This window comes from Microbacterium sp. MDV22-iso44 (assembly GCF_058629135.1).
Genome location: NZ_JBZVWS010000001.1, coordinates 323471 through 349993 on the forward strand (window position 1 = coordinate 323471; position 26523 = coordinate 349993).

General features: G+C 65.9%; 33 protein-coding genes and 5 tRNA genes. 12 read left to right on the plus strand and 26 right to left on the minus strand.

The annotated features are described in order from the left end of the window. Positions 1 to 9 precede the first annotated feature (9 nt). Positions 10 to 1248: an alpha/beta hydrolase gene (locus AC4NN1_RS01560; RefSeq protein WP_414685612.1), complete on the plus strand. Its 1239-nt coding sequence runs from the start codon at positions 10 to 12 to the stop codon at positions 1246 to 1248. Here AC4NN1_RS01560 and AC4NN1_RS01565 read toward each other — a convergent pair. Beyond that, complete coding sequence (locus AC4NN1_RS01565; protein ID WP_231370889.1) at positions 1220 to 1924, minus strand: dihydrofolate reductase family protein; 705 nt, start codon at positions 1922 to 1924, stop codon at positions 1220 to 1222. The two genes, AC4NN1_RS01560 and AC4NN1_RS01565, sit on opposite strands and share 29 nt — an antisense overlap. Before the next feature lie 54 nt (positions 1925 to 1978). Between AC4NN1_RS01565 and zapE the strand changes: the two genes are divergently transcribed. The 4 genes from zapE (at position 1979) to AC4NN1_RS01585 (ending at position 6399) form a co-directional block, all read left to right on the plus strand. After that, entirely contained in the window at positions 1979 to 3010 is a 1032-nt protein-coding gene (gene zapE / locus AC4NN1_RS01570) for a cell division protein ZapE (protein WP_491954372.1), read from the plus strand. A 165-nt stretch (positions 3011 to 3175) separates the two neighbouring features. Continuing rightward, entirely contained in the window at positions 3176 to 4444 is a 1269-nt protein-coding gene (locus AC4NN1_RS01575; protein ID WP_020097330.1) for an ammonium transporter, read from the plus strand. A gap of 168 nt (positions 4445 to 4612) precedes the next feature. Continuing rightward, positions 4613 to 5896, plus strand: coding sequence for an ABC transporter substrate-binding protein (locus AC4NN1_RS01580; RefSeq protein WP_491954373.1), 1284 nt, complete (start codon positions 4613 to 4615; stop codon positions 5894 to 5896). Positions 5897 to 5928: 32 nt separating this feature from the next. Next, the gene (locus AC4NN1_RS01585) at positions 5929 to 6399 is read left to right on the plus strand and encodes a type II toxin-antitoxin system PemK/MazF family toxin (RefSeq protein ID WP_491954374.1); all 471 of its coding nucleotides are present in this window, start codon (positions 5929 to 5931) and stop codon (positions 6397 to 6399) included. A 45-nt stretch (positions 6400 to 6444) separates the two neighbouring features. Here the strand turns inward: AC4NN1_RS01585 and AC4NN1_RS01590 are convergent. Continuing rightward, positions 6445 to 6517: transfer RNA gene (locus AC4NN1_RS01590), tRNA-Val, on the minus strand. 160 nt (positions 6518 to 6677) lie between these two features. Here AC4NN1_RS01590 and AC4NN1_RS01595 point away from each other — a divergent pair. From AC4NN1_RS01595 to AC4NN1_RS01610, 4 genes are all read left to right on the plus strand, one after another. Further along, positions 6678 to 6749: transfer RNA gene (locus AC4NN1_RS01595), tRNA-Gly, on the plus strand. A gap of 55 nt (positions 6750 to 6804) precedes the next feature. Continuing rightward, a tRNA-Cys gene (locus tag AC4NN1_RS01600) sits at positions 6805 to 6878 on the plus strand. A 24-nt stretch (positions 6879 to 6902) separates the two neighbouring features. Further along, positions 6903 to 6974: transfer RNA gene (locus AC4NN1_RS01605), tRNA-Val, on the plus strand. 126 nt (positions 6975 to 7100) lie between these two features. Next, positions 7101 to 8018 (plus strand): hypothetical protein, encoded by a 918-nt coding sequence (locus AC4NN1_RS01610; protein ID WP_491954375.1) that lies wholly within the window; start codon positions 7101 to 7103, stop codon positions 8016 to 8018. Positions 8019 to 8079: 61 nt separating this feature from the next. On the opposite strand, the gene AC4NN1_RS01615 is transcribed toward AC4NN1_RS01610, so the two are convergent. The 6 genes from AC4NN1_RS01615 to AC4NN1_RS01640 all read right to left on the minus strand — a co-directional run bounded on the left by AC4NN1_RS01615 (position 8080) and on the right by AC4NN1_RS01640 (position 10563). Then, positions 8080 to 8604, minus strand: a complete 525-nt coding sequence (locus AC4NN1_RS01615; RefSeq protein WP_491954376.1) for a DUF2510 domain-containing protein — start codon at positions 8602 to 8604, stop codon at positions 8080 to 8082. Positions 8605 to 8621: 17 nt separating this feature from the next. Continuing rightward, positions 8622 to 9092 (minus strand): hypothetical protein, encoded by a 471-nt coding sequence (locus tag AC4NN1_RS01620; RefSeq protein ID WP_491954377.1) that lies wholly within the window; start codon positions 9090 to 9092, stop codon positions 8622 to 8624. 5 nt (positions 9093 to 9097) lie between these two features. Beyond that, positions 9098 to 9328 (minus strand): hypothetical protein, encoded by a 231-nt coding sequence (locus AC4NN1_RS01625; protein ID WP_491954378.1) that lies wholly within the window; start codon positions 9326 to 9328, stop codon positions 9098 to 9100. A gap of 215 nt (positions 9329 to 9543) precedes the next feature. Next, on the minus strand, positions 9544 to 10038 hold the full coding sequence (locus tag AC4NN1_RS01630; protein WP_491954379.1) for a hypothetical protein: 495 nt from the start codon (positions 10036 to 10038) through the stop codon (positions 9544 to 9546). Next, on the minus strand, positions 10035 to 10334 hold the full coding sequence (locus AC4NN1_RS01635; protein ID WP_491954380.1) for a type II toxin-antitoxin system HicB family antitoxin: 300 nt from the start codon (positions 10332 to 10334) through the stop codon (positions 10035 to 10037). The genes AC4NN1_RS01630 and AC4NN1_RS01635 overlap by 4 nt, the downstream gene beginning before the upstream one ends. 4 nt (positions 10335 to 10338) lie before the next feature. Further along, positions 10339 to 10563, minus strand: a complete 225-nt coding sequence (locus AC4NN1_RS01640; protein WP_491954861.1) for a type II toxin-antitoxin system HicA family toxin — start codon at positions 10561 to 10563, stop codon at positions 10339 to 10341. Between the two features lie 160 nt (positions 10564 to 10723). Here AC4NN1_RS01640 and AC4NN1_RS01645 point away from each other — a divergent pair, with 160 nt between their 5' ends. Further along, a complete protein-coding gene (locus tag AC4NN1_RS01645; protein ID WP_491954381.1) occupies positions 10724 to 11005 on the plus strand; it encodes a hypothetical protein in 282 nt (93 codons plus the stop codon). A gap of 227 nt (positions 11006 to 11232) precedes the next feature. On the opposite strand, the gene AC4NN1_RS01650 is transcribed toward AC4NN1_RS01645, so the two are convergent. The 16 genes from AC4NN1_RS01650 to AC4NN1_RS01725 form a co-directional block, all read right to left on the minus strand. Further along, on the minus strand, positions 11233 to 15504 hold the full coding sequence (locus AC4NN1_RS01650; RefSeq protein ID WP_491954382.1) for a tape measure protein: 4272 nt from the start codon (positions 15502 to 15504) through the stop codon (positions 11233 to 11235). A 67-nt stretch (positions 15505 to 15571) separates the two neighbouring features. Next, on the minus strand, positions 15572 to 15880 hold the full coding sequence (locus AC4NN1_RS01655; RefSeq protein WP_491954383.1) for a hypothetical protein: 309 nt from the start codon (positions 15878 to 15880) through the stop codon (positions 15572 to 15574). Positions 15881 to 15978: 98 nt separating this feature from the next. Beyond that, positions 15979 to 16254 (minus strand): hypothetical protein, encoded by a 276-nt coding sequence (locus tag AC4NN1_RS01660; protein WP_491954384.1) that lies wholly within the window; start codon positions 16252 to 16254, stop codon positions 15979 to 15981. A 7-nt stretch (positions 16255 to 16261) separates the two neighbouring features. After that, a complete protein-coding gene (locus AC4NN1_RS01665; protein ID WP_491954385.1) occupies positions 16262 to 16627 on the minus strand; it encodes a terminase in 366 nt (121 codons plus the stop codon). A gap of 136 nt (positions 16628 to 16763) precedes the next feature. Continuing rightward, on the minus strand, positions 16764 to 17408 hold the full coding sequence (locus AC4NN1_RS01670) for a hypothetical protein (protein WP_491954386.1): 645 nt from the start codon (positions 17406 to 17408) through the stop codon (positions 16764 to 16766). 14 nt (positions 17409 to 17422) lie between these two features. Further along, positions 17423 to 17800 (minus strand): hypothetical protein, encoded by a 378-nt coding sequence (locus AC4NN1_RS01675; RefSeq protein WP_491954387.1) that lies wholly within the window; start codon positions 17798 to 17800, stop codon positions 17423 to 17425. Further along, positions 17797 to 17964 (minus strand): hypothetical protein, encoded by a 168-nt coding sequence (locus AC4NN1_RS01680; RefSeq protein WP_491954388.1) that lies wholly within the window; start codon positions 17962 to 17964, stop codon positions 17797 to 17799. The genes AC4NN1_RS01675 and AC4NN1_RS01680 overlap by 4 nt, the downstream gene beginning before the upstream one ends. Then, positions 17961 to 18851 carry a helix-turn-helix domain-containing protein gene (locus tag AC4NN1_RS01685; protein ID WP_491954389.1) on the minus strand — a complete coding sequence of 297 codons (891 nt, stop codon included), beginning with the start codon at positions 18849 to 18851 and terminating at the stop codon, positions 17961 to 17963. The genes AC4NN1_RS01680 and AC4NN1_RS01685 overlap by 4 nt, the downstream gene beginning before the upstream one ends. 121 nt (positions 18852 to 18972) lie before the next feature. Continuing rightward, positions 18973 to 19176: a helix-turn-helix transcriptional regulator gene (locus AC4NN1_RS01690; protein WP_491954390.1), complete on the minus strand. Its 204-nt coding sequence runs from the start codon at positions 19174 to 19176 to the stop codon at positions 18973 to 18975. Between the two features lie 112 nt (positions 19177 to 19288). After that, positions 19289 to 19810 (minus strand): hypothetical protein, encoded by a 522-nt coding sequence (locus tag AC4NN1_RS01695; protein WP_491954391.1) that lies wholly within the window; start codon positions 19808 to 19810, stop codon positions 19289 to 19291. A 20-nt stretch (positions 19811 to 19830) separates the two neighbouring features. Next, a tRNA-Arg gene (locus AC4NN1_RS01700) sits at positions 19831 to 19903 on the minus strand. A gap of 32 nt (positions 19904 to 19935) precedes the next feature. Next, entirely contained in the window at positions 19936 to 20304 is a 369-nt protein-coding gene (locus AC4NN1_RS01705) for a hypothetical protein (protein ID WP_491954392.1), read from the minus strand. Continuing rightward, positions 20301 to 20597 carry a hypothetical protein gene (locus tag AC4NN1_RS01710; protein ID WP_491954393.1) on the minus strand — a complete coding sequence of 99 codons (297 nt, stop codon included), beginning with the start codon at positions 20595 to 20597 and terminating at the stop codon, positions 20301 to 20303. The genes AC4NN1_RS01705 and AC4NN1_RS01710 overlap by 4 nt, the downstream gene beginning before the upstream one ends. A 303-nt stretch (positions 20598 to 20900) precedes the next feature. Continuing rightward, a complete protein-coding gene (locus AC4NN1_RS01715; RefSeq protein WP_491954394.1) occupies positions 20901 to 21254 on the minus strand; it encodes a hypothetical protein in 354 nt (117 codons plus the stop codon). 83 nt (positions 21255 to 21337) lie between these two features. Further along, positions 21338 to 22492: a tyrosine-type recombinase/integrase gene (locus tag AC4NN1_RS01720; protein ID WP_491954395.1), complete on the minus strand. Its 1155-nt coding sequence runs from the start codon at positions 22490 to 22492 to the stop codon at positions 21338 to 21340. Positions 22493 to 22750: 258 nt separating this feature from the next. Beyond that, positions 22751 to 23059, minus strand: a complete 309-nt coding sequence (locus tag AC4NN1_RS01725) for a DUF7882 family protein (RefSeq protein ID WP_020097327.1) — start codon at positions 23057 to 23059, stop codon at positions 22751 to 22753. A gap of 135 nt (positions 23060 to 23194) precedes the next feature. Here AC4NN1_RS01725 and AC4NN1_RS01730 point away from each other — a divergent pair, with 135 nt between their 5' ends. Further along, positions 23195 to 23545 carry a YnfA family protein gene (locus AC4NN1_RS01730; protein ID WP_491954396.1) on the plus strand — a complete coding sequence of 117 codons (351 nt, stop codon included), beginning with the start codon at positions 23195 to 23197 and terminating at the stop codon, positions 23543 to 23545. Between the two features lie 18 nt (positions 23546 to 23563). On the opposite strand, the gene AC4NN1_RS01735 is transcribed toward AC4NN1_RS01730, so the two are convergent. Continuing rightward, positions 23564 to 24607, minus strand: a complete 1044-nt coding sequence (locus AC4NN1_RS01735) for an NAD(P)-dependent alcohol dehydrogenase (RefSeq protein WP_336123614.1) — start codon at positions 24605 to 24607, stop codon at positions 23564 to 23566. A gap of 76 nt (positions 24608 to 24683) precedes the next feature. On the opposite strand from AC4NN1_RS01735, the gene AC4NN1_RS01740 reads away from it, so the two are divergent. Next, the gene (locus tag AC4NN1_RS01740; protein WP_491954397.1) at positions 24684 to 25196 is read left to right on the plus strand and encodes a glycine cleavage system transcriptional repressor; all 513 of its coding nucleotides are present in this window, start codon (positions 24684 to 24686) and stop codon (positions 25194 to 25196) included. Positions 25197 to 25219: 23 nt separating this feature from the next. On the opposite strand, the gene AC4NN1_RS01745 is transcribed toward AC4NN1_RS01740, so the two are convergent. Further along, positions 25220 to 26386 (minus strand): SLC13 family permease, encoded by a 1167-nt coding sequence (locus AC4NN1_RS01745; RefSeq protein WP_491954398.1) that lies wholly within the window; start codon positions 26384 to 26386, stop codon positions 25220 to 25222. Positions 26387 to 26523: the final 137 nt, after the last annotated feature.

Here is a 26523-nt window from a genome sequence, read left to right on the forward strand (position 1 = left end):
GAGGGCACCATGATGGCTTCCAGGCGCGCCGCTCCCGACGTCGCCCGGCAAGGAACCGTCATCGCCCTCCGAGGCACGGTGGTCGCACTCGCGACCGCGTTCGTGAGTGCGACGGGGCTTCTGGCGCTCCTCGCCGGAGGCGTCGCCCGGAGAGTGGTGACCCCGTCGGCACGCGTCCCCGACACGACAATCATCGACGTCGACACCGCGGCGCAGACGATCACTCTCTCGCGCTCGGACGACACGGTCCTCCCGGGCCGCTACGGCCTCTTCACAACCGGGACGCAGAGCTACATCAAGCTCGGCACGGTGCTCTCCGCACGCGGCGAGACGGTGACGCGCAAGCTGCTGACCCAGATCGACGAGTCCGACAGTCTGGCATCGGCCGCCGCCTTCAGCGGGTGGTACTTCTCCGACCCCGCCGAGCTCCACCTCCCCTTCGAGCGCGTGGAGGTCGGAACAGCGCTCGGCGTCTGTCCTGCGTGGGTGTTCCCGGGCGCTGCGTCCGAGGATGCCGCCCCAACCGAAGACGTGTGGGCTGTCCACATCCACGGTCGAGGCACGACGCGCGCCGAGACGCTGCGTGGCGTGCCGCTGTTCCATGCGGCGGGGATCACATCGATCCTGGCCTCCTACCGGAACGACCCCGACGCTCCCCGGAGCAGAGGGGGCACGTCGGCCCTCGGGGCGACGGAGTGGCGCGACGTCGATCGCGCGATCGGCTACGCCCGTCGGGCCGGAGCCCGACGCATCGTGTTGGTCGGGTGGTCCATGGGCGGCGCCATCGCGATGCAGCTCGCGGTCAACTCCGCTCACCGCGACCTGATCGGCGGGGTCGTCCTCGATTCCCCCGTCGTGGACTGGCGCCAAGTGCTCAGCCACCACGCGGCCCTCAGCGGCATCCCTCGTCCGCTGACCCGAGTGGCCCTCGATGCTCTGACTCGTCGGTGGGCGTCCCCGCTGACCGGCGCCGCCGACCCGATCTCCTGGGACCGTCTCGACGTTCTCGCCCAGGCCCGTGATCTCGTGACGCCGACGCTGATCCTGCACAGCGACGGAGACGACTTCGTCCCCGCGCAGGCTTCGCGGGATCTCCGCGACCTGCGCCCCGACCTCATCGAGCTCGAGGAGTTCGAGGGTGCCCGCCACACGAAGCTGTGGAACTACGACGAGGAGCGCTGGACGAGCCGCATCCGCGAATGGCTCGACGCGCGAGGGCTCAGCGTCGCCGGAGCCGCAGGTAGCTGAAGCCGTCGTCGTCGACGAGGACGCCGGCCGGCCACGTATCGATCGGTCGACGAAGGGGCAGGAACGGCCCGGCCGTGGGAACCAGATGCGGCGCGGCGGTGACGCAGTACTCGTCGATCAGGTCGTCCGCTGCGAACTGGGCCGCCAGGGTGGGGCCGCCCTCGCACACGATGTGCCGCAGCCCTCGCTCGATGAGCGATGACAGGATGCCGGTGGCCGACATCCGTCCCTCGCTCGCCGCGACGGGCACCACGGTGACACCGTGGGCAGCCGGGGGTGGCTCCGCGCCCTCGGGCATGACGAGCAGCACCTGGTCGTCGGGGCCGTCCGGATCCGGGTCGAGGCGGTGGCCGGCGAGGTCTCCGGAGCCTGTGATGACCGCCAGTCGCGAGCGACGGGGGAGCAGGTAGCCCTCTGCCCGCACGGTCTCGGCGCCGACGATGATCGCATCGGCGCTGGCGCGGATGACGCCCAGGATCGCCCGGTCGGCGCGATTGGTGAGCGTGTCGCTCGTGCCGTCGGGCCCGACCGCGGATCCCGTCAGGGACGTGATCATGTTGAGCCGGACCCAGTTCTCCTGAGCGGGCGCGTACCGATCGGCGATCCAGCGACGGCCGTCCGCGCTCGCGGCATCCACTCGCTCTCCGGATGACGGCAACACCTCTGTGACCCACACCCGGCCATCCTCGCACGCGGCGAGGGCGCCTGCCCGGGTGACTAGGCTTGACGGGTGCCTGTCACCTCCTCCGGAACCACTCATCTGAGCGAACGCGATCCGAAGGTGAGCGGAGCCGAGATGGTCGCCGCACTCGTACCGCCTCCGCAGTTCGATCACGCGACCTTCGCGACCTACCGTGCCGACGAGTCCTACCCGTCTCAGCAGGGGGCGAAGGACCTGCTCGAGGTGTTCAGCTCGGGCCGCGGGGCCCCCGCGGCACGCGGGGGGTTCTTCCGCCGGGCCAAGCGCGAGGCTCCGATGAAGCCCGGCGTCTACCTCGACGGTGGGTTCGGCGTCGGCAAGACCCACCTCCTCGCCGCGATCTACCACGCGATGCCGGCCCGTCGGAAGTACTTCGGCTCGTTCATCGAATACACCGCTCTCGTCGGCGCGCTGGGATATCAGATGACGGTCGAGCTGTTCCGCGGCGCCGACCTCCTCTGCATCGACGAGTTCGAGCTCGACGACCCGGGCGACACGATGGTGATGACCCGACTGATCGCCGAGCTGGTGCCGACCGGCACAAAGCTCGCCGCGACCTCGAACACACCGCCGAACGCCCTCGGTGAAGGGCGTTTCGCCGCGCAGGACTTCCTCCGTGAGATCCAGGCGATGTCCGAGCACTTCGAGACGATCCGCATCGACGGCACCGACTACCGGCAGCGTGCCGTCGACGGTCACGCCGTGGTCCTCGACGACGCCGCCTACGAGAGCGCGATGACGGATGCCGCGGCATCCGCCCTCGTCTCCGATGACGACTTCAGCGCCTTCATCGGTCACTTGGCGTCGGTGCACCCGTCGCGCTACATCCGCCTCATCGAGGGCATCGGAGCGATCGGTCTGCGGAACGTGGTCGGTTTCGATGATCAGGCTGCCGCGCTCCGGTTCGTGGCGTTCGTCGACCGGGCCTACGACGCGCAGATCCCGATCCGCGCGACAGGCGTGGCCCTGGACTCGGTGTTCCGCGAGGACATGCTCGCGGGCGGGTACCGCAAGAAGTACCTCCGCGCCGTCTCGCGACTGGTCGCTCTCACCCACTCGTAAGCAGCGTCAGGTTCTTCTCGGAGTGCCGGGAAACCTGATGTTTACCTCGTCGCCACCCTCGTAACCGGCGCGAAACACAGACGCGCCTCCGGGCGAAACCGCGGACCCCGACACTGGGGGCACCCGACGCTACACCTGCGTCCCTGCAGAGAGGTTCCCTTCGAGATGGATCAAGGCAACACCGCATTCATACTCATCGCGGCCGCACTAGTCCTGCTGATGACCCCAGGTCTCGCGTTCTTCTACGGCGGCCTCGTCAAGGCGAAGAGCGTCATCAGCATGATGATGATGTCCTTCGGCGCACTCGGCCTCATCGGCGTCCTGTGGGTGCTCTACGGCTACGCCATCGCGTTCCCGGGCGAGTCGGGAACGGTCTTCCCGTGGGCCATCGATGGCGGAGCGATAGGCCTGAGCAACGCACTGGAGCTCGCTGACGGGGCAAGCTACCCCGAGCTGGCATTCATCGCCTTCCAGGCGACGTTCGCCATCATCACCGTCGCTCTGGTCTCTGGCGCGATCGCCGATCGGGCCAAGTTCGGTGCGTGGATGATCTTCGCGGGTGTCTGGGCGACCGTCGTCTACTTCCCGGTTGCCAGCTGGGTCTTCAACTTCGGTCTCGCTGACGACGGATCGTTCGAGTACGGCGGCTGGATCACCCACGGTCTCCAGGACGTCTTCGGCGTCGGCGTCATCGACTTCGCCGGCGGCACCGCGGTCCACATCAACGCCGGTGCGGCGGCTCTCGCCCTCGCGCTCGTCCTCGGCAAGCGCGTCGGCTTCCAGAAGGGCGTCCACGTCCCCCACAACCCGCCGTTCGTCCTCCTCGGCGCCGGCCTCCTGTGGTTCGGTTGGTTCGGCTTCAACGCCGGGTCCGAGCTCGCGGCCGACAACACCGCTGCGCTCGCCTTCGTGAACACGATCGCCGCTCCGGCCGCGGCGCTGCTCGGGTGGCTCGTCGTCGAGAAGATCAAGGACGGCAAGCCGACGTCGGTCGGTGCCGCCTCGGGTGCCGTCGCAGGTCTGGTCGCCATCACCCCCGCCTGCGGTTCGCTGGACCCCATCTGGGCCATCGTCCTCGGCATCATCACCGGTGCCGTCTGCGCCCTCGCGATCGAGCTGAAGTTCAAGCTCGGTTTCGACGACTCGCTCGACGTGGTCGGCATCCACCTCGTCGGTGGTCTGATCGGAACGCTGTACCTCGGGTTCTTCGCCCGCGGCACGGGGCTCTTCATGGGCGGAGACGCTTCGCAGCTGATCGTCCAGGCGATTGCGGCCTTCGCCGTGCTGATCTACTCCTTCGTGCTCGCCTTCATCATCGGCTTCGCGATCGAGAAGACGATCGGCTTCCGCGTCAAGAACGAGGACGAGATCGCCGGTATCGACACGATCGTGCACGGTGAGGCCGGCTACGTCCTGGAGGACGCCAAGGTCTGAGCCGTCACAACACACGGAGGGCGTCGCGGGATTACCCGCGGCGCCCTTCGTCGTCGTTCGTGACACGTTTCATTTTCCTGCTTGTGCGTCCTGAGCCGGCTGCCCTAGGTTGAGCGGGAAGCGCTTTCCACACTGTCTCCGTCCAACGAAGGACGAGAAAGGACGACGATGTCCCGCATCCGTACGACCGCCGCCTGGGCGGCCGCAGCCGTTTTCGCTGTCTCGCTGGTCGGCTGCACCCCTGCCACGTCTCAGTCGGGCGGTTCGTTCGACCCTGATGAGAAGGTCTCCCTCGATTTCGCGTGGTGGGGCAACGACGACCGTGCGGCTCGCTACGCGAAGCTCATCGAGGCCTTCAACGAAGAGCACCCGAACATCACGATCAAGACGACGTTCACGGACTTCCCGAGCTACTGGGAGCAGCGGCAGGTCGAGGCAGCGAGCGGCAGTCTCCCGGACGTCTTCCAGTTCTCGGACAGCTACCTGCGCCAGTACGGCGAGAGTGGTGCGATCCTCGATCTGAACGAGGTGGCCGATCAGATCGATGTCTCGACGTTCGACGACAGCCTGCTCGGCACGGGCCGATTGGACGGCACGCAGTACTCCCTCCCGACCGGCTACAGCCTCTGGGCGAACTTCGTGAACGAGGACCTGCTGAAGAAGGCGGGTCTCGAGCTCCCGGCGGCGGGTTCGTCGTTCGAGGAGTTCGATGACTGGCTCGCCGAGGTCACCGAGAAGACCGGCGGCGACCCCTTCGGCGGGACCGATTACACGCAGCGCATCCAGGTGTTCGAGCTGCAGCTTCGCGCCGCGGGGAAGGCGCTGTACACCGACGACGGTGAGCTCGGCTTCACGAAGGACGAGTTGGCGACATTCTGGGAGTCCGGAGCGCCGCTGCGCGACGGGATCACCATTCCCCAGCAGCAGCTCGAGGAGATCAGTCCCATCTCGGGCTTCGGCTCGACCCGGACGCTCAGTGAGATGAGCTGGAGCAACTTCCTCGGCGGGTACCTGGCCGATTCGGGTGCGTCCTCCATCGCGATCGTGGCTCCGCCGACGACGGATGCCGGGGCGAAGGACCTCTACCGCCAGGGCGGTCTGCAGGTCGCGATCTCCTCGCGGACGAAGCACCCCGAGGCCGCCGCGATCTTCCTCGACTACGTCGTCAACAGCCCGGAGGCGGGGGAGATCTTCGGCACGACCCTCGGCTTCCCGGCATCCAGCAGCAAGCTGGAGGGCACGAAGCTCGAAGGGCCCGATCAGCAGGTCGCGGACTACATCGAGTCGGTCTCCGACCGGATCGGCGACGCCCCGCCGCCGGCGGTCGTGGGATACGGCTCGCTCGAGCAGAAGTTCTGGGATCTAGGCAAGGAACTCGGACTCGGAACGAAGTCGGTGGATGCCGCGGTGGACGAGTTCTTCGCCGAGGCGGACGTGATCCTCAGCAACTGACCGGACCCGCGGGCGAGGGCTAGGGTGACGGCGTGGCATCCCGTCTGATCTCCGCCCTCGTCCGCTTGTTCCGGTCCTCACCCGACACGGCCCGGCCCGCCGGAACCGTGCGTGTGATGCCCGGCGACGTCCGGGACCTCCGCATCAGCTATCGCCCGGAGTCGGACGGGGATCCCGATGCGGGTGAGATCGTCTGGACCTGGGTTCCGTTCGACGAAGCTGACGGGCGTGGCAAGGATCGTCCGGTCCTCGTCATCGGGCAGCACGGTCGCGACCGGCTGTACGCGGTCCGCCTGACGAGCAAACCCCACGACCGTGATGGAGAGCATCTGGCTCTCGGATCGGGGGAGTGGGATGCCTCCGGCCGCCCGTCATGGGTAGACCTCGGCCACCTCTACAGCGTCCCGCCGGGTGCGATGCGACGCGAGGGAGCCGCCCTGGACCGTCGCCGCTTCGATCAGGTCGCCGCAGCGCTGAAGGCCCGGTACGGCTGGTCCGTCTGAGACCTGAGAACGACGAAAGCCCCCAAAAATCCGGGGGCTTCTCGGTGGGCGATGCCGGACTCGAACCGACGACCTCTTCCGTGTGAAGGAAGCGCGCTACCAACTGCGCCAATCGCCCGAATGACACTCGGGCCGATGACCGAGCATACCGGATGCCGCGGCCCCGACCGAACCGGCCCGCGCCGTGACGGCGAGACACGCGCGGGGCGGCGCCGGTTTTGCGCTGGCGCGGGAATCGTCTAATGTTTAACGAGTGCCGGAGAGATCCGGAACGAAATGCGGATGTAGCGCAGTGGTAGCGCATCACCTTGCCAAGGTGAGGGTCGCGAGTTCGAATCTCGTCATCCGCTCGAGTGTGGGGATCTTCCTCCGGGGAGATCACGTCACGTGGGTCAAACCACACACGGTGGCGTGGCCGAGTGGCTAGGCAGCGGCCTGCAAAGCCGTCCACACGGGTTCGAATCCCGTCGCCACCTCCACTCACAACTCAACAGCCTTCACAGGCGCGATTGGCGCAGCGGTAGCGCGCTTCCCTGACACGGAAGAGGTCACTGGTTCGATCCCAGTATCGCGCACAGACAAACCCCCGGTCATCCGGGGGTTTTTTGTTGCTCGCGCGGTGCCGTGCAACATTTGTGCAACACCGGCTCCGAGCGCCGTGCAATAGTGCATCTCGTCCGGTGTCCCAGTACTAAAGCCCTATGACCAGGGAAAACGCTGCGGCCGAGGTCGCAACAACACAGGAATCTGACCGAACTGATAAATCGATCGCGATCGGACCCAACGGGGAGACCGCCCAGTACATCTTCGTGACGCCGGAGACGGCTGTCGCGTGGCTCGCGGCGAACATCGACCGGAACCGGAACGTCAAGAAGAGCCGCATCAACGGGTACGTCCGGGACATCCAGAACGACAACTGGGTGCTCACGGGAGAGGCCATCAAGTTCGACGTGTCCGGCCGGCTCATCGACGGGCAGAACCGCTGCCACGCGATCATTGCCGCCGGTAGGGGAGCGTGGGTGCTCGTCGTGCGGGGGATCAGCGAAGATGCGCTGGTGGTGCTGGACTCAGGATCCGCCCGCAACACAGGCGACATGCTCATCGTGACTGGGCTGGCTGAGAAGGCTGACGCGAAGGACATCGGCGCTATCGCCCGCCTTCACGTCGCGTGGAAGGCCGGCGACGTGAAGCACGCTGCGTCGCACATCGGCGGTAGCTCGCAGCTCACGAAAACCGAGATGGCGGAGGCGGTCATGGCGATCCCCAACATCGACTTCGCCGCGCGTCACGCACGATTGATGTACCGGTACCTCCGGCTGCCCGTCAGCGCGCTCGGCGTCGCGTTTCTCGAGTTCTCTGCGATCAACGTCGACGACACCGCAGAGTTCTTCAACCGGATCCGTGACGGGATCCAGAACGGCCCTGGAGACCCGTTCCTGACCCTCTCCCGGCGAGTCAGCAACGACCTGCAGGCAGGAGCCTCCCGGCGCATCCTGCCCGGCCAGGCGCTGTTCTATCTCTTCCGGACGTGGAACGCTTTCCGGAGCGAGGAGACGCTAGTGAAGCTTCAGATCGGGTCGCCTCAGGCCGGTTTCACCCCTGTGCCGCTGCCGCGATGAGCGGCCGGTGCGGGCGTACGCTCGGATGACTGGTATTCGCGGTAGAAGGCGCGTCGGCGGCCTACCTGAAGTACTCGATCGTCGTTGTAGCTGTCGCTGCCTCCAGGTTCATTACGACAGAGCAGCCATATGATGAGCGGACCATCGCACCGAAGCCGTTTTGGGCGTCGACCGTTCCCGTGACCTTCCATCGGACCGAACCGGTGGCTGTTGAGTCGAACTTCGCGGTCGACGGCGCTTTCAAGAGCTGTTCTATCCGGGCCTCGCATTGAGCAATCGCCTCGTACTGATTGTTCATATCGGAGGGCTTGTCGCGGCCGGCGTTGATGCCGAACATCACGACAACGAAGAGGATGACTCCGAGGCATCCGATGCAACCAAGCCAGGACGAATTCTTGGCCTTCGCCGGTTGCAGGTTGGGGGAGGCTGCTTTGTCCATTGCGGGGGTCCACTCGGTGCCCGGCCTCGGAGGCGGTGGACTCAGTTCCGGCTTTTCCTTGAACTGGTCCGTCCACCTTTTGCCGTCGAACCACCGCAGGCGTCCAGAGCCGTCTTCATACCACCCAGGTTTCGCAGCTTCCCCCATGCGGCGAGATTAGCGCGTCACGGGGTGTGAGGAGAGGTTTCGGCGCCTCGTTTGCCGCGTGCATCGGACTTAGGAGCGAAGATCGTTGTGAACGCGGCCCCAACAAGCAGTGCAAGCGAGAGGGCGGCAATCACGGAGGACGGAACAGAGATCCACATCCAGCCCGAACCCCACACGCCCGCGTTCCAGTTCCAGAGCCAGAAGCTGGCGAGCGCGCCGAAAGCTGCGAGTATCAGTGACGCCACAAGGTTGAACACATTGAGTTTGCGGCCGTTGCGCAATCGCTCCCGCTCGAGCAAACCGCGAGCTTGTTCGGAAACGAGCGCATCGAGTGCGGTTCGCGCGCTGGTCGCTTCCGGTGCGCCGGCGAGGGCCTCGGTCGCGTGCTTGAGGCGGCGGTAGCTTCCGGGATCCCGATTGCTGGTCGATAGGGCGCCCAGAAAGCCAAGGAGCGGGACGGCGAACGAAACTAGAACTTGCCAGTCCACGGGTCCTATTCGCTCCTGAGAATCTCGTTCGCCCGTTGGCGTATGCGATCTACGTTGATTGCGGGCGCTAACGCGCTTGAGGGCTGTTCAACCTTGATGTCGACCCTGTCTGCGGTACGCAGCCCCATGTCCCTGGCCTCCCGCGCGACTTCCTGGGCAAACTCCTCGTGCATCGCATTCGATAGCTCGCCGTCAGGATTGCTGAAAGCGTCGCTGAAATCATCCATGAATCCCATGCGCCGACGTTAGCGGAGCGGGCGGGCACTACGCGCTACAAATGCCAGGAAACTGGCCGGCTATGGCGGGGCGCTCGGCCAAGGGGACTTCGATGCGTGTGCCGTCCCCGCCGCACTCGTAACCGCCATTCACGTCTCGCATGATCGTCCCACAGCTTGGGCACGGAGGCTGTGAGCCGTCTTCAAGGCCGTCAGCTCGCAGCTCAGCCTTCATCTCACCCGATCACTGCGCCCGGAGTGGGACCAACTACGGCCATCGGGTAACGGAGTTCGAACTTCTCGTCACCATCGATCTGGAGGCGCCACGTGTATGCACCGTTCGGCTGAAGAGGCAGACCACCACCGAAGTCGACGACCATTTGATGGCTTGCCCCGACGTGATCGCGCAGCATCCCGTTGACCGGTGCTGTCGACTTATCCATCATCACTGGCTGCGCCATTCGCACGGCCTGTTCACCAACGGGGCCACCGATCGCGAACACCTCATCGCCGTCTAGAAGGGCCAGCTCCATCGAGAACTCCGCTGGGAGTAGATGATTAGGCAAGGCAACGTGAGCCCAAACAGAGAACCTCGTGCTGAGGCCCTGCGAGGGGTCGAAGCCGACGATAGCAACGTTCCCGCCCACGACGTTCACCTTCCCGGCGGCGTCGATAGTTGCGAAGTCAGCGACGACGATCGACAGTCGTGCCGCAGCTGCAATGCCGCTCACAGCGCGACAGGCTCGGGCATAGCGCTAGCGACAACGGTCGCCCCGCGTGCGCGACCCATGGCCGACGCGAAGCCGTCGCTAATCGACGTGATCCACCAAGGGGCCGCCTGCTTGTCCTGGTGCAGCTTCTCGACGATCGCGAAGGCGGCATCGTCCAAGTGGAAAGCCACACCCTCCCGTGCTTCTCGCCGCAACTCATCGATCGATGAAGCAGCCGAGGAGAAGCCTGGAAGCTCAGGAGACTCGGCCCACCAGGCGTCATCCTCCTGATGGATCACAAGCGTGATCTGTCGCATAACATCACCCTATTCCAAGTAGTTGTGCGGCGGCTTCGACCGTGAGGCCTACATCCTTGGTGAGGATCTTACGCACGAGACCCTTCGGGACTTCAACCCCATCGTGGAACGCAAAAGTCAGACGCGGATAGCCCCGGTCACTGACCATCTTCTTGTGTGAACCGCGCTGTGCCTCGACCGAGTAACCCAACTCAGTCTCGAGAAGTCGCTGCAGGGCAGCTGGCTTCATCGATGGGAACACTGGCACGTCTGTGATTGTTCCACGGCTCGAGCCTTGGACCGTGCGTCAGGTGCGCTCTTCCTGCGGTGGGTGTCGGCGTGCCCTGGCATGCTCGGCCGGAGGAACGATTGGTGGGGCCTTGGGATCGAACCGCAGATACGCCGCCGCGGTGGACGCGCGCATGAACGAGCGGGCACTGCAGGTCACAGCACGCGATCAGCCGCTGCAGACACTCACCCCGCTCGAGCTACGCCTTGACGAGGTGCCGCTGACGGTCGATCCGAAGCCGCGTCGGAAGGTGAAAGCGTGGGTGCGGTTCGGAGATACCCCGGTTCGTATCGATGCGATCGCCGCACGGTGGACGCCGTCCGCTGTTGGCATCACGTTCATTATCAATGGTCAGGAGCATCGTTGCTGGGTGTGGGCCGGCGCGGTCGATGAGATTTCATGACCGTCGACTGCACCACAAGCGAGCCCACGCACTCACGAGCGGCCCAGCCGCGACGTCGGTCGGGCCGGGCATGCGGGTCCGCCGTAACATCAACTGGCGTGTGTCACGGACTGCCAGGACCGTCGGTGCAGGAGGCTATGGTCGGCATCGTGAGGCCCCTTGCTTCGCATGTTCGTGTGACAACGAAAGCCGGCCGCGCCCAGCCGTCTGGCGCGCGGGGGCGGCTTTCAGTTCCGCCTTCCACCACGGAGGGTCAGCGCGCGGGCTGACGACTGAGCATCCATCTCGCCCCGAGCGACCTGGACGGTGTGCGCACGAACCTCCTCACCGGTCCACGGGTTCTCGACGTACACGACGAGCCCGGAACCATCAGCCATCCCCGCCCGAGTCATCGGGTCGGACACTGCGACATCCGGGCTGATCGGGTCGAGGTGCAGGTTCTGGTTCCACCCGTCCGACGTGTAGCCAGCGAGCTGCGCCATCTTCCGCGACGGGGACCGGATCCCCAGATCCTTACGGATCGTCGCTAGCAGTGTCGCCGCCATCGCTGCGTACTGCTTGTTCAGCGCCTTGTCACGCGACTGCAGCCCCTTCAGGAACCCGTCCGCCGCGCTCACACCAGCACCGAACATGTCGTCCGCTACGGCCTTCGCCCACCCCGTCTTCCCGTCACCCGCGACCCCGCCGATGTCCTTCATCAGCTTGTTGATCTCGTTGACGGTCGCTTTCCCGCCACCGGCGATCGCTGCGGCCTGAGCCGAATCACCCGTCGACAGGAAATCGGTCATCAGGTTCTGCAGGGACGCGTCGTTCAGGCCCGCCTTGCGGAGCTTGTCGTACGCCGACTTGAACGACTTCGCCTCACTGAGCTGCTTCCGCAGCCCGTTCGCGACCGCCGTTCGTGTCGCTGCCTGCTTCTGAGCGATCGTCTGCGTCTTCCCGCCGAGCTCACCGAGCTGGTTCATCAGCCGGTTCACTTCACCGACGGAAGCTTTCCCGCCAGCGACGAGCGCCTTGATCTGCGACGCGTCACCACTCGACATGAACTCGGACATCAAGTTCGCCAGCGACGTTTCGTTCAACCCGAGGCGTTCGAGCTTCGCGTACGCCGACTTGAACGACTTCGCCTGCTCCACCTGCTCACGCAGCCCCGACGCCATCGCCTGCCGGGTAGCGGCCTGCTCCTGCGACACCGTCCGGGTCTTCCCCGCAAGGTTCGACAACTGCGACATCAAGTAGTTCACCGACGACACCGCATCCGCACCACCCGCAGCGAGCGCACGGATCTGCGACGCATCACCCGACGACGTGAAATCGCCGAGCAGATCCGCGAGGGACGTGTCGTTCAGGCCGAGGTTCTGCAGCTTCGAGTACGCAGCCTTGAACTGCTTCGCCTGCGTGAGCTGATCCTTCAACCCATCGGTGATCTTCTTCCGGGCCGTGGCCTGCTGGTCGGACACGGTCTCAGCCGTCCCCGCCATCGCACCCAAGCGGCCCATCAGCGCGTTCACCTCAGCGACCGCCGACGAACCACCCTTCACGAGCTCGGAGATGATCGACCCGTCCCCGGAGGACAGGAAATCGCTCATCAGCTCGTCGAGGGTCGTCTTGTTCAACCCGAGCGACTGCAGCTGCTTCACGTTCACCTGGAACGACTCCGCAGCAGCGACCTGATCCGACAAGCCCTGGATCAGGGCGTCAGCGTTCTTCTTCTGCTTGACGACCTGCTGAACCGTGTACTCCCGGCCACCCTGCGTATACGTCTCAGTGACTGTCTTCTCGACGTCCTCAGCGAACTTCGACAACGCCCCCAGCGCCCGGTACTGGGTGCGGAGAGTCGCGAGCGTGTCATCCGCCGTGTCAGCCGCGAACTTCGACAGGTCACCCAACGCCCGGTACTGATCCCGGAGGGCCACGATCGCATCCTCAGCGGCCGTGTACTTCGCGATGTCACCCAACGCCTGGTACTGCTCACGCAGCGCGTTGACAGTGTCCTCAGCGGCCGAGTACTTGCTGATGTCAGCAAGATCCCGGATGCCCTCGATGATCTGCGACCGGTAGTCGTTGCGCAGCGCAACCGCGTCGGCCAGTTTCTCCGACGCCGCATCGATCTGATCCGCGAGACGCTCGCGGTTCTTCACGACCCGTTGCATCGCCTGATCGGTCTGCTTCACCCGTTCGATGAGACGGTTCCGAGTGCCCCGGCCGATCGCCTTATCCGAGAACGACTCACGGATCCGGTCCATCAGCGACACAGCCTCGGACGTATACGACGATGGGGCGAGCCAAGCCCGCGCGGTCGCGTACAACTCCTCACGGATCGACTTGAGATCCACAGCGGTCTTCTGCGCAGCCTTCGCCGCCGTCGCGCTCGTCTTCTTGATCGACGACCCGACAGACTTCACCGCTTTCGCGGAACCCACCGCCGCCGACTTGACCCCACGGAACTGGGAGCCGATGTACGTCTGCGCCTGAGCGGCCTGACGGACCGTCGAATCGAAGTCCCGAAGTGCGCGCACCGCCGAGTTGAACCCCGGGGTGTTGCGGTTGAGGGTGAGGTCACCCGCACGGGTCACCATCGTCGCCGCCGCGATCGTCGCGCGTGCGGCCTTCACGACCTGGTTGGACTCCGCGATGAACTGCGACCCGTCGAAGAAGATCGAGTACCGTTTGCCGGCGACGTTCTCCACCGCCGCGCGGACAGCGCCCATCACGTTCTGCGTGTTGATGCCCTGAGAGTCGAGGTACGACATCAGCCCGCCGACGTTGCTGACGAACACGCCGTAGTTGTCGCCCGCGTTGTCCGCCATCGCGGCGATCGTCGCCTGCAACGCGCCAAGGTTCGCGATACCACCGGACGTCGTTGTGTTGATCGCGTTGCCGTTGTCGATGAACGACTGCGCCAGGTCACGGATCGCGGACGTCTGACCCGCGAGCCCATTGACGCTGGCGAACGCCGAGTCGACCGCGTCCCTCACCGAGTCGAAAGCCGGTGCCAGACCTTTGACTTCCTCGCCCGCAGCAGATGCAGCCTGCCCGAAGACTCGCATCGACTCAGCGTTCTCGTTGGCTTTCTTGTTCAGCTCAGCGAGCGCCCGGATCGCCTCCTGACCTTCCTCAGACAGATACTTCTGGCCGTTGTAGCTGGTCTTTCCGGACTCATCGATGATCTTGCGAAGGCGTTCGCGATACTCGTCGAGCGCGGGCCCACCTTCAACGATCGCCTTACTGACACCATCGATCCCGAGCCCGAGCTTCTGAAGCCGGTCGAGGGTGCCCGCCTCCTGGAGCTGCTTGGTGATTGTCGCGAAGGTGGTCTCCGTCGCAGCGCCCGTGTTCTTATCGAGCGAGGCAGTCAGGTCGTCGACGGCCGCCTTCTGGTCAGCGGCGGCCTGCTCCCCAGCCTGCCAAGCCGAGATGAGACCACCGACGGCCAGCGACACACCCGTGATGGCGAGACCCACGGGACCGCCGAACGCGGTCATCAGGTTTCCACCGACCCGAGCGCTCGTAGAGGACAACAAGTTCATCCGCGCAGTGGTAGCAGTGACCGCTCCATCAACACCAACGACCATCACGCGCGCCGCGCCGGCATTAGTCGTCAATATGCGGAGCGCCCCCGCTGCGCGAGTACTCCCCGCAGCGATGGCCGTGCTGTGCCGCGACAACAGCAGCCCCGCTGCCGCTGCCGCGGCGAGCGGGACGGGAATCTTATTCAGGACGGTCAGGACACCGCCGAGACCATCCCCGATGACCCTGGCGACGGGTTCCAAGTCCTTCATCGTCTCGGTCAGTTGTGTCAGAGCAGTCGTCGGCCCCTGGAGGTCTCCACCCAACAGGTTGGCTCCGGTGCGGGAGAACGAGGCCTGCAGGTTGTCGAGAACACCGGAGAACGACTTGCCCATCTCCTGCGCTGCAGCACCAACGCGCCCAGCGATCGCCCGCTCGAGCTCCGCTGCCGAGATCTTCCCCTCAGAAGCGAGCTGCTTGACCTCTGCAGTCGTCACACCGATCTGATCAGCGAGCAGCTGATAGACCGGGAGCCCCTTCTGCGACAGGATCTGCAGGCTGTCGTTGTACGCCGCGTTGAGAGTGCGGACGTTGTTGAGGGTGTTGCCGACGCTCGTGAGCGAATCATCTGTGACGGCGGCCGTGTTTGCGACGAGGGTGAGGTACCGCGTCAGATCAGACCCGCCACGCACGCCCGCGGCCAGGGCAGAGGCGGCGATCGTCGCCGCATCACCGAGCCCGAATGCGGTGCCCTGCACAGCTTTGAGTGCAGAGTCCATGACGGACTCCACCTGCTGTGCATCGTTGCCGAGACCGCGAAGCTTGGCCTGAGCCTCATCGATGGTGCGGAGCCGCTTGAAGCCGCCGGCAAGGGTAGCCCCGATGCCAGCCGCCGCCGCCAACGCGGGTGACGCGGCTACGCCACGCGAGAAGGCAGCGCCGAATAGTTGACCACCAGTCACGCCGGCACGATCGAGGTGCGGGGCCATGACGCGTTCTATCTGCTTAGGCCCACCAGCGAAGGTTGGGATGAGGGCGACACTCGCACTGGCCACCTCAGCCATGGGTGCCTCCTTCCGCCCCACTCACGGCGTCACCCGCCGCGTAGATCGCGAGCATCGAGTCGAGGACTCCAGAGACCCCCGGGATGCCGGCGCGCATCATCACGATCGCGTTTGTCAGCGAGCCCGCCAGGCCCGTCATGACCTGGAGCTGCTCATCTTCCGGAAGCGGGTCAGCCAGCCTCCCCAGCTCTGCCGCGGCCTCGTCAAGCGAGCGAGCTCGGATAGTCGCCACTACGAGCGCTTCCGTCACCTCCGCGATACGTACCCCGCGGATCACCGCGTCGAAATCGATGTCACTCATGGGTGACTCCCTCCTGGGGCTGAAGCCCCTTCCCCCCGCGCCAAGCGCACTCCCCGTGGCCAGTTAGATCCCCCTCCGGGTGATCGAATCGTTGAGCCCTACAGATATCCATGCGCGACCTCCCAAGCGGGGTCGAACGGAACGCGATCTAGCGGATGTGCGTTCATCTCTTCGTCGAGTCGAGCAAGCTCTCCGCCCGGCCAACCGTGCTCCGCCGCGTAAGCCTCACGACGGGCGACCCAGGCCTCGCGTTCCTTGTACCACGCCCGGAACGTGCGCCTCCGCTCCTTGTAGTCGGCAGTGAAGTCGTCGGGCGGACACGGCCGGAGCGACTCGACACTGATCCCGGCCTCGAGAGCCATCGGTTCGGTCACGTTGCGCTTACGACGCATTGCGGGCTCCTCTCGCCGACCCGGAGAGCGCGTAAACGCCGCGTACGCCCGAAGAGGCGGGTAGCTCGTCTTCCTCGAGAGAAGGGATCTGCAGCGTGGCGAGGAGGCGGGCCAGAACCAGCTGCTGACTCCGAATCTCGGCCACCGCAGGGTGTAGACGGCTTCCCTGCGACGAGGAGAGCATGATGCCGTCTTCCTGCACCTGGTCCCGAAGGTCGCTGATGGTGTCCCGGACTCGACACGCTTCCTCTAGCTGGATCGCCTCCTTGTCATCCAGCTCGAAAGTCTCGGTCACGGAATCCCACAGCGTCCGTCCGGCGGTGCTGAGGGTCTCATGGGTAGTGACTTCGCTCATCGCCCGCCTTCCGGAAACCCAAGGGCCGAACGTTTCAGCACGCGGGGAGGTACGGGCCCTGTGCACCGTGAGGGCCGACGTGGGGGAGGGGAGGATGGGGTGCCACCTCGCGTGTTCGCGGCGTTGGCCATGATTCTCACCAGCCTCCGGACGCGGTGTAGCGGCTCTCCGACGTGCCGTTCACGAGCTCGCGGAGGCTGTGATCGCTGTACCGTTCGATCTCTTTGGGCTTGGCGAGGTCGTAAGCGAAGGTGGCCTCGACCTGTGTCTGCCAGGATTCTGCCCAGCCGTTCAGTCGTGCGAGGTCCTGGAGGTCTGCGGCTCCCGACGGGTTGTCGTTCTTGTATGCGTCGATGACTTCGCGCCAGCCGGTCTCGGTTGCTCGCGCGACTAGAGCGGCCTCGAGGGTGGTGTCGCCGGAGAGGCGGGCCGTGCGGAGCATGTCGAGGGCTTGTTCTTCACCGCCGGCGTCGATGCCTCGCACTCGGTCCTGTGCGTCTCGGTAGGCGATGATCGAGCTGGGGTCGCTGCTGGTCTGCCCGAACAGTTTCCGCTCGAGAGCGGTCCGCGTGTTGCTGATGACGGCATTCTCGGCCGTGCGGTGCTGGTGCAAGGCATCCTTCGTGAGGAGGTAGGCGTCCGCGATGAGCTTTTGCTTGCCTACGTCGGAGAGGTTCGTGTCGGCGCGGGTTGCGGTGGCTGAGTTCTGGAACTGGCGGATGGCCGACTGTGCGGCTTCGCGGTTCTGGTCGATCTCGGCTTCGAGCTTGGTGAGTGCCATTGCTTGTTCCTTCCTTACCGGCGGTGTGCGGCGATGTACGTGGTGGCGTCTTTGTTGGTGACTAGCCAGGTCGATGTCTTGCGAGCTGGCAATGCTCCGGTCTGGCAGTCGAGACGGATGGTCCGTTCGGACCTTCGCCTCCCGGTCGATTCGTATATCTGGTGAACCGTCCACCACTCACGTTCCTCTCTTGCCGCGTCTTGCCGAGGCTCGTTGCCGACGGCGGCAACCTCGCTGAAGGCGCAGATCGTTAGTTCCGTGAGGAGGTCGTAGACACGCTTGTTTCCCACGCGGTGCCGATCACGCTCCCGCTTGACGCCGAGCACCTGGTAGAGGATCGCGGCGTCGGCGGGACTGAGGAGAATCGATCCGGCTTCGATGCGCGCGGTCACTGGTCGCCTCGCCGGGGTGAGGTGATGTCGGTGCCCGGATCAGCCTGCTGACGTAGCTGCTCGTAGTACCGATTGAGCTCTTGCGCGAACGCTTCGGGGTCGTTCCAGGTGCGGGTGAGCTGGAACAAGTTGGCCGGCTTGGGTGCTGGACGCTGCCCGGTCATGCCTCGACCTCGGCTTGCCGCTGGGTGCAGTAGTTGCACGTGCCGTCGGGCATCCAACGATGCGCGCACTCGGCCTGCGCGGCAGCCTCCATCCGGGCGACGACGAGCATGTTCTGCTGCGTGCGGGTCAGTTGCCCGGGATTCATCCACGCGTCTTCGTCGCGTCGAGGTTCGAGCGAGGTGAACTGGTGCCGAGGGCGGGGGATGGACATCCCATCCGCGACGGGCGGCACCGGTAGATCGTCGGTCCACCGTTCGTCTCGCAGCCACGTGCTGAGGAGAGGCACGAACCGCGCTTCACGCTCCGACCGTGCATAGGCGAGCCCGTGCAGTGAGACGTCTGCCTCGATCGCCGCGTGGCCGCGTGCATGCGCGACCTTCACGAAGGCTCGCTCTGCAGCCCTCTTGCTGGCGTGCCTTGGCCACGACTTCCACGCTCGCTCGAACGCATCCGCGACAGAGTCTGAGTGATCTTCTGATTGACCTAACTGAGTGATCTCTTCTGCACTGGCTGTCGTCTGGGTAGGTCGCGGCTGAGAGCCGGTTAGGTCGGGGCTGACAGCCTGGTAGGCGTTGGGCCTAGTAGGCGCTTGGCCTAGTTGGCTTTCAGCCTGGTAGGCGAGATTGACGGCCGTGATGTCGGAGGTTCGGTAGCCACCCTGGCCCGTGCGCCGCGTGCGCTGGATGACGCCTGCCCGCTCGAGTTCTTTCAGCCCGCGGCGGACGAAGTCGGCGGAGCTCCCGATCATGTCGGCGATCGTCTGCTGTCCGACGTAGGTCTCGTGAGACTTGTCGTCAGTGCGGTGGCAGAGGGCTGTGAGTACGACCTTCTCTCGCATGGCGAGCCCGACGAGCCCGTAGGCCCATTCGGCGTCCCGGAAGCCCATTAGCACCCACCGCCCGACGCGTGGCGATCATGGTTCCACGTCGCGTGCCCGGTAACCTTTGAGGAGATCAGCCTGCCAGCGAGATCTTCGACTGCCGCCTCCGGGCGGCTTTCGTTTGCGGTCACTCTTCGCCACCGCCGATGAAGCTGAGCGGCCGGCCAGCCGCGGCGACGTCAGCGATCCGTACCCTAACCAGGCGCGGTCCAAATCGCCGCCCTTCGACCTCCCCCCGTGTGATCATCCGGCGGATTGTGTCGGAGCTGACGGCGAAGTGTTCTGCAGCGTCGGCGAGAGTCACCCATTCGGGGTGGTGCGATGCGCACATATGAGAATGCCTCCAGGCATGAGGAAACTTCCTCTGCTGGAGGCTGGGTGCAACCAGGGAGCCTCAAAGTCTTAAGACGGGGCCCAACTCTGTGCATGTAAAGGTTACCCGGTCACGCCGACTCCTGCGGGCTTGTGCCACTGGCGTGTCGACGAACATGCGATGTAAATGCTTGGCCCGACAGCTCAAGAACCCCATCTGCGGCCCGGAGTCGTGCCAATTCGGTGATCGCGGGTGTTAGGTCTAAGGGGCGCGGGAAGACCTCGCTGAATCCTCCGCCGAGCCCTGACGCGCGGCACAACGTGCATCGCATCGACCAACGGAGCCTGAATCCTGTTTCGCGTCGGGCATCAAGGTCGTCCCGATCTACCCAGCGGTCGTCGACGAGATACTGACTGATGGACGGGTGAGTCGTGAAGAGCACCGCGCGATCATGCTCGGCGTAACCGGACGCGCTTTCGACCCAAAAGGCTGAACCGCCCAGCACCTGGAGTTGCAGCGACGCGATCCTCCACTTGTCGTGCGGGTTCGTCGCCGATCCGCGGCAGTAGATCGAGATGTATGGCCCTGGCCCTCGGGCGGTGTTGTTCCACCCGCCGTGCTCCGGGCCGTTCCAGCGCTTCTTCCGGCTCATAGTTGCTCCATTATTATTCGTCCCTCCGGCAGGGTTCGAACCTGCGACCCGTCGCTTAGAAAGCGCCCGCTCTATCCACTGAGCTACGGAGGGGCGGGCGTGCCCGCAGCGCGGGCACCCCTTAATCACGCGTCGGCAAGCCGGCGGAGGTGTTCGTCCACGTCAGCGTTCCGTCGGACTGCTATCCCAACGTGGCGGCGGTGGAACTCTCGGACCCGAGCTTCGACCTGATCGACGATCGAGCGAAGGTTCGTGAACTCACGATCGAGTTCGTCACCGAGCAACGCTGTCGTGGCTGTTTCGATGACCCAGTCACCAATGTCCATGTTGATAGACCAGACGTCTTCGCCCTCGCGGGTTCCGTGAAAGACGCGAACATCGACCGAGCTTTCCTCTGCGACAACGACGAACTTGAAGCCGTGAAGGTCTTCCGTGATGTGCTCGGGGTTCTTGAGTTCGCACCAATCGAATATCGGACATGTGATCTCGCTCACGCTGCCTCCTCCAGCCGCGCGCAGTATGCGTCGATGTCGGTCTCGAGGTACACGATCGTGCCGAGGGCTGGCATCGCGAAGTTGGGGCCCTGTCGGCGCTTGCGGAGCGCGGTCAGCTTCTGCACGGTCATTTGGGGGATGCGGGCAGCCGCGTCCTGCGGGCTAAGCCACACGGCAGCGCCGCTTTCGACAGCCGCCCGGCGTGCCAGTTCCGCTTCGGCGAGATCGTCTGCTGCCGCGAATAGAGCGGGGTTGGCGATCCGAGCGTCTAGTTCCTGGACGCTGATGGCCATGCCGTCACCGCCTCGGCGGGTTCGGCAACGCCTTGGCGGATGGCGTGCCACCGAGCGACGTAGGCGGCGATCTCTGCGTCGATTCGGTCCCGTTCGTCCTTCAAGCGCGACCACTGCTGCTGGATGTCGGAGAGCTCCTCGCAGCGCGCGCAGAGAGCGGCACCAGGCTGGTGGGCTTTCCCGCCTGTCCCGACGACAACTGCTGGCACGAATCGGTCACGGCACATCGTGGTGACCTCGGTGCCCTCAATCATGGCGAGCTGCAGGTCTTGGCTTCGGGCGACGTAGTGATTGACAAGCATGTCAGGCACCCGCCTTCGCGAACGCCTCGGCAGCGGCGGCGAAATCCCGCGCATACGCGTTGAGGATGTCGACGTCGATCGGACCTTCGTTCTCACGGAAGAACACGTCCGTGAGCCCGTTGTCGGGAACCTCGATCCGGCCGGCCTTCCAAATGATGGCCATGCCGATCTGCACCGAGCCGTAGTTCCCGTCGAACCCGATCCCGACGCTGCCGTCACTCTCGAAATGGGCGGACGCGTGCGTTGCCCAGTCCGGTGCGTACTGCAGAACCTCGGTATGGATCAGAATCCAGTCCCGCTGGTCTGGGTCTTCCACCGTCAGTTCGGGCGTGCGGGTATCCTTCGTAGTGGTCATGGGACTCTCCGGTTTCTTGACCTAGCCCCTGTTCGAGCTGCAACTCGAGCGGGGGCACTTTCGTGGCGGCGGGCGCCGCCACGTCATGCGAGTTCGGACATCCGCCTCGCAAGTTCTTCATCGCGGCCAGCGGTGTGCTGGTACCGCATCGCGGCGGCGACGGTCGAGTGACCGAGACGCGCCTGCAGTTCCTTCAACGTGGCGCCGGCCACAGCCGCTCTCGTCGCCCCGTAGTGACGCAAGCCGTGCCAGGGAAGGTCTGGCCTCTTCGCAGCCACGCGCGCCGGGTTCCAGTGCCTGTAGAACGCGGACTGACCGAGATGACCGGAGCCGTCCGAGCCAGGAAAGAGAAGAGAGTCCGGGAAACGTCCAACGTGCTGCGCTAGGTGGTCGAGCACGACGTCATTAACGTGGGGAGGGAGAACGATGCTCCGGACGCCAGCCTCGGACTTCGTCGGGCCAACGATGAACCCCTGACCGGTGACGTGAGTGACCCCGCGGGATACGTTCACGACGATCGCTTTGCCGCCGTTCTCACCCTCGAGCACCTCGATGTCCTTCCGGCGAAGCTCGGTGAGCTCCCCGTACCGCACGCCCGTCCACGCTGCGAGGATCACCGCGGCCCGGAAGCGGGGCGTGATCGAGTCAACGATGCTCTGCAGTTCGGCAGCAGTCGGGGGAGTGACCTTGCGTCCCGTCGACGCGGACGCCGCGCCGCTAATCTGACACGGATTCTTCCTGATCCGTCCATCGTCGACCGCAGTGCGCAGGACCGACTTCAGCAACTCGTAGGCGCGCGCGGCTTGGGTCTTCGTGCCCGCCCCGACGAGCCCCGAGTACCAGGCCCGAACACCCTCAGGGGTGATGGCCTGCAACCGGAGCGCACCGAACGGAGCCAGCGGCCCGCGGATGAGCCGGCGGTACTCGGCGGCCGTCCTTGGGCGCAGCTGACCCGCACGGGTTGTGCGCTCGCTGACCCACTTCTCCGCATACTCGGCGAAGGTTGTGGCGCGCGACGTCTTTGCTGACTCGGCGGCGCGGGTCTCCTCGGTCGACCACTCGCCTGAGAGAACACGGACCTGCTGCGCCGCAAGCCATCCGCGGGCATCCGTGAGGGTGTCGAAGGTCTGGGGCGCGTTGTGACGGAGACCGTCAGGGCCGACGTACGACGCCTGAATGCGCCCACTGGGGAGCTTGCGCACAGCGCCGAACGACTCCCGCCGCTTCCGCTTCGCCATGCTGCCCCCTCCGCCGTGCAATACCGTGCAATATCCTGTGCCGTTTCGTGCGGCCTCCTGCGTTCCAGTGACGTTAACACTGGATCCGTTTCAACCGCAAGAATACGCGCCAAAACGAGGCTCGGCCTGGCGTCGCAGGGGGTGTTGCCCAGTTGCGCAGATACAGTTTCGATCCCAGTATCGCGCACAGACAAACCCCCGGTTATCCGGGGGTTTTTTGTTGCGCCGACAGGGCGCGCGATCGCGCGCCCCGCGCCGTCAGCCGGCGGTCTCGTCGGACTCCGGCAGCTCGTGCAGGCCGGCAGGCGAATTCGCCAGGGTCATCAGCCGCGCGACCCAGTCCTGATTCAGCGGGATGCGGGTGTCGTGGCGGCGCCGGAACGCGAGACGCGCCGCGCGGTTCATCCAGACGGTCGTGCGCCCGGTGCCTTCTCCCGCTGCTCGCGACCACGTGAACAGGAACGCCTCACCTCGGCGGAGCTTCGCGTAGATCACGGCTTCGAGGTGCACGAGGGTGCGGTCGTCGATGTCGAATCGAGTGGTGGCGTTGTAAGAGAGGAGTCCCATGGAACCGACCCAGGTCTAGGCGTACAGAGAGGGCGGAGCTGCGGTCTCCTCTGTCATTGTGCCATCCGATCAGCTGTTCCCGTGTCCGGCGCGGCCGTGTCACACCGGGGGATCCCTCGCTGACAGACTGACCCCATGACCACCGCCCGGATCGTCGCCCTCTTCGTCGTCGCCGCCCTCGCCGAGATCGGCGGAGCCTGGCTGATCTGGCAGGCCGTACGCGAGAACCGCGGCTGGTGGTTCGCGCTCCTGGGCATCGTCGCACTCGGGGCGTATGGGTTCGTCGCCGCGTTCCAGCCGGATGCGAACTTCGGTCGAGTCTTCGCGGCCTACGGCGGCGTCTTCATCGCAGGTTCACTCGCCTGGGGAATCGTGGTCGACGGGTTCCGTCCGACGCTCTGGGATTACGTCGGGTCGGCGATCGCCCTGGTGGGGGCCGCGATCATCATCCTGGCTCCCGTCGTCACCGACGCAGGAGAGGCGTGACCGCGGACCCGGGTCGCCTCAGGGGACGATGACCGCGCGGCCGCGGACCGTTCCCGCGGCGAGGGCCTCGTATGCCTTCGGTCCGTCGTCGAGCGAGTACCGCTGGATCTCGACGCCGACCTGCCCGGAACGAGCGAGGTCCAGCACCTCGATCAGCTCGCTGCGCGACCCCCAGTAGGGGATGCGGAGAGCCGCGTCGTAGGCGATGGAACCGAAGCCGACGTGCGCTGTTCCGCCGCCGATCCCGACGATCGTGACGTCCGCGTCGAGCGCCGCCGCCGCGACGGCGGTCGCGATCGTGGGCTCGGCGCCGACGAAGTCGAAGACGGCGTTCGCTCCCAGGCCGTCGGTGAGTTCGCGGATCCGATCGACCGCGTTCTCGTCGCTGATCACGGTGTGGTGCGCGCCCACCTCCCGTGCCAGCTCGAGTTTCTCGTCGGTGACGTCCAGCGCGATCACCGTCGCCGCCGAGACGGCACGGAGGATCTGGATCGCGACGTGGCCCAGCCCGCCCGTTCCGATGACGACCGCGGTCGTCCCGGCGCCGAGCTTCGGCAGGGACGTCTTGATCGCGTGGTAGGGCGTCAGACCGGCATCCGTCAGTGACACGTTCTGCACGGGATCGAGGTCGCCCAGCGGCACGAGGTGACGTGCGCTGTCGACGATCATGTACTCCGCCATCGAACCGGGCGCGCCGAGACCCGGAGGCATGATCCCTTCGGCCTGCGCGTTCGTGCAGTAGTTCTCCTTGCCCTGAGCGCAATTGCGGCAACGACCGCAACCCCAGGGCCCGTATACGGCGACCGCGTCGCCGACCTGGAGGTGTTCGACGCCCTCGCCGAGCTCCTCGACGATGCCCGCGCCCTCATGCCCGAGGGTGAGCGGGAGCGGATACCCGGCGGCGGTGTACTCCTCCTCGCTCAGACTCATGACGAACTCGTCCGAGTGGCAGACGCCCGCGGCGGTGACCTTCAGGAGGACCTGACCGGGTCCGGGAGAGGGCTTCTCGATCTCGACGACTTCAGGGTGGGAACCGATGCGCGTGTACTGGAGTGCCTTCATGCTCCGCACGCTACGCCTGCGGATCCCCCGCGCGCACGGCCCTGCGCCCGCGCAGCCGGGACGATAGGATCCGGCCATGGCCCACCTCGTGCTCACTGTGGTCGGCGACGACCGTCCGGGACTCGTCAACGCCCTCGCCGAGCAGGTGTCCGCCGTCGGCGGCAACTGGGAGCGCAGCGAGCTCGCCGAACTCGCCGGCGCGTTCGCCGGCATCGTCCTCGTCACGATCGACGATGACCGCGAAGCCGACCTGGTCGCGGCTCTCGAGGGGCTCGACGGGATGCTGCGCGTCACCGTCCACGGCGGCCGGGCCATCGCGTCCGCTGATGCCGTCGAGCGCTCCCTCGAGGTGACGGTCCTCGGCAATGACCGTCCCGGCATCGTCCGCGACGTCACCGCCGCGATCGCCGCTCACACTCTCAGCATCGACACGTTCCGCAGTCGCACGCTCGACGCGCCGATGGCCGGTGGGACGCTCTTCGAGGCGACTGTCGCGTTCCGTCTCCCGGCTGGAGCGGACGCCGCCACGGTGACCACCGCGCTCGAGGAGCTCGCGGGCGAGATCCAGGTCGACCTCACCGTCGCCTGACCCCGGGCGCCCGCGGCGCGGGGTCAGCGGAACAGGAGCGGCACCGTGGCTGCGGCCACGACGAGCGGCGCGGCGACGAGGCCCCAGAGGACGAACCGACGCCACGGCAGGTGGACGCCTGCGGCGACGAGCCGTTGATGCCAGAGAAGTGTCGCGAGCGAGGCCCACGGGGTGATCAGGGGGCCCGCGTTAACTCCGATCAGCAGCGCCGCAAGACGTTCCGGCGTGTCTGCCGTCGTCTCGAGGAGCAGATACGCGGGCAGATTGTCGAGCCCGTTCGCCGTGACGAGCGCGGTTCCCGACATGCGCAGGAGGTCGAGGGGCTCCGCCCCCGAGCCGGCGAGCGCCGTGGCGAGCTGGCCGGAACCCCACGCCTCGAGCGCCGCGACGGCGGAGAAGAGGCCGGCGGCGAAGACCAGCAGCGACCACGGCACCAAGCGGATGCCGAGGGCCCGCGGCGAACGCCAGGCGAAAAGGACGAGCAGCGCGACGGCTGCGCCCGTCGCCGGGATCCATGGCTCAAGACCGCTGACCAGCAGGGGGAGCAGTGCCAGGACGACGATGGATGCCGCGACCAGCTGCACCCTGTCGCTCACCCGCGGCGGCGCCGCCACCGTGAAGGTTCCGACCAGCGACCGGCGGTGGAACGCCCAGAGCAATCCGACGGTCACGAGGATCGCGACCGCGGCGGACGGGCCCAGAAGAAGGACGAACGAGGCAGGGTCGGCGGCCCCCGGCATCCGAGCCAGGGCGAGGAGGTTCGTCAGGTTCGACACCGGGAGCACGAGGGAGGCGGTGTTGGCGAGCCAGACGGTGGTGAGCGCGAACGGCAGTGGGGGCAGACCGTTCGCGCGGGCGACGGCGATGACGACGGGCGTCAGCAGCACGGCTGTCGTGTCGAGGGAGAGGAACGCCGTGGTCACGACGGCGAGCACGACGACGAGCACCCAGAGGAGCGCCGTGCGTCCCCGCGACAGGCGAGCGAGCCACGACGCCGTGACGTCGAAGACGCCGGCCTTCGCGGCGAGCTCTGCGACGATCGTGACCGCCACGACGAACGCGAGGATCGGCAGGACGCGTTCGGCGACGTCGCCGAGGTCGGCGAGGGGGAGGACCCCGGTGACGAGGGCGGCGATCGCCCCCAGGAGCAGGACGAGTCCCGCGAGAGCGAGCTTCACGGCATCCATCATCGCCCCTGTCCGCCGCCCAGTAGACTCGCAGGATGCAGAACGGCCGGTCATCCCACCTCGCCGGTACGCGAACGCCGCGGGCCTGAGCGGGCGGAGCGCGTCGTGCGCTCGAAGCTGACTACTCTCATCCGAGCCAC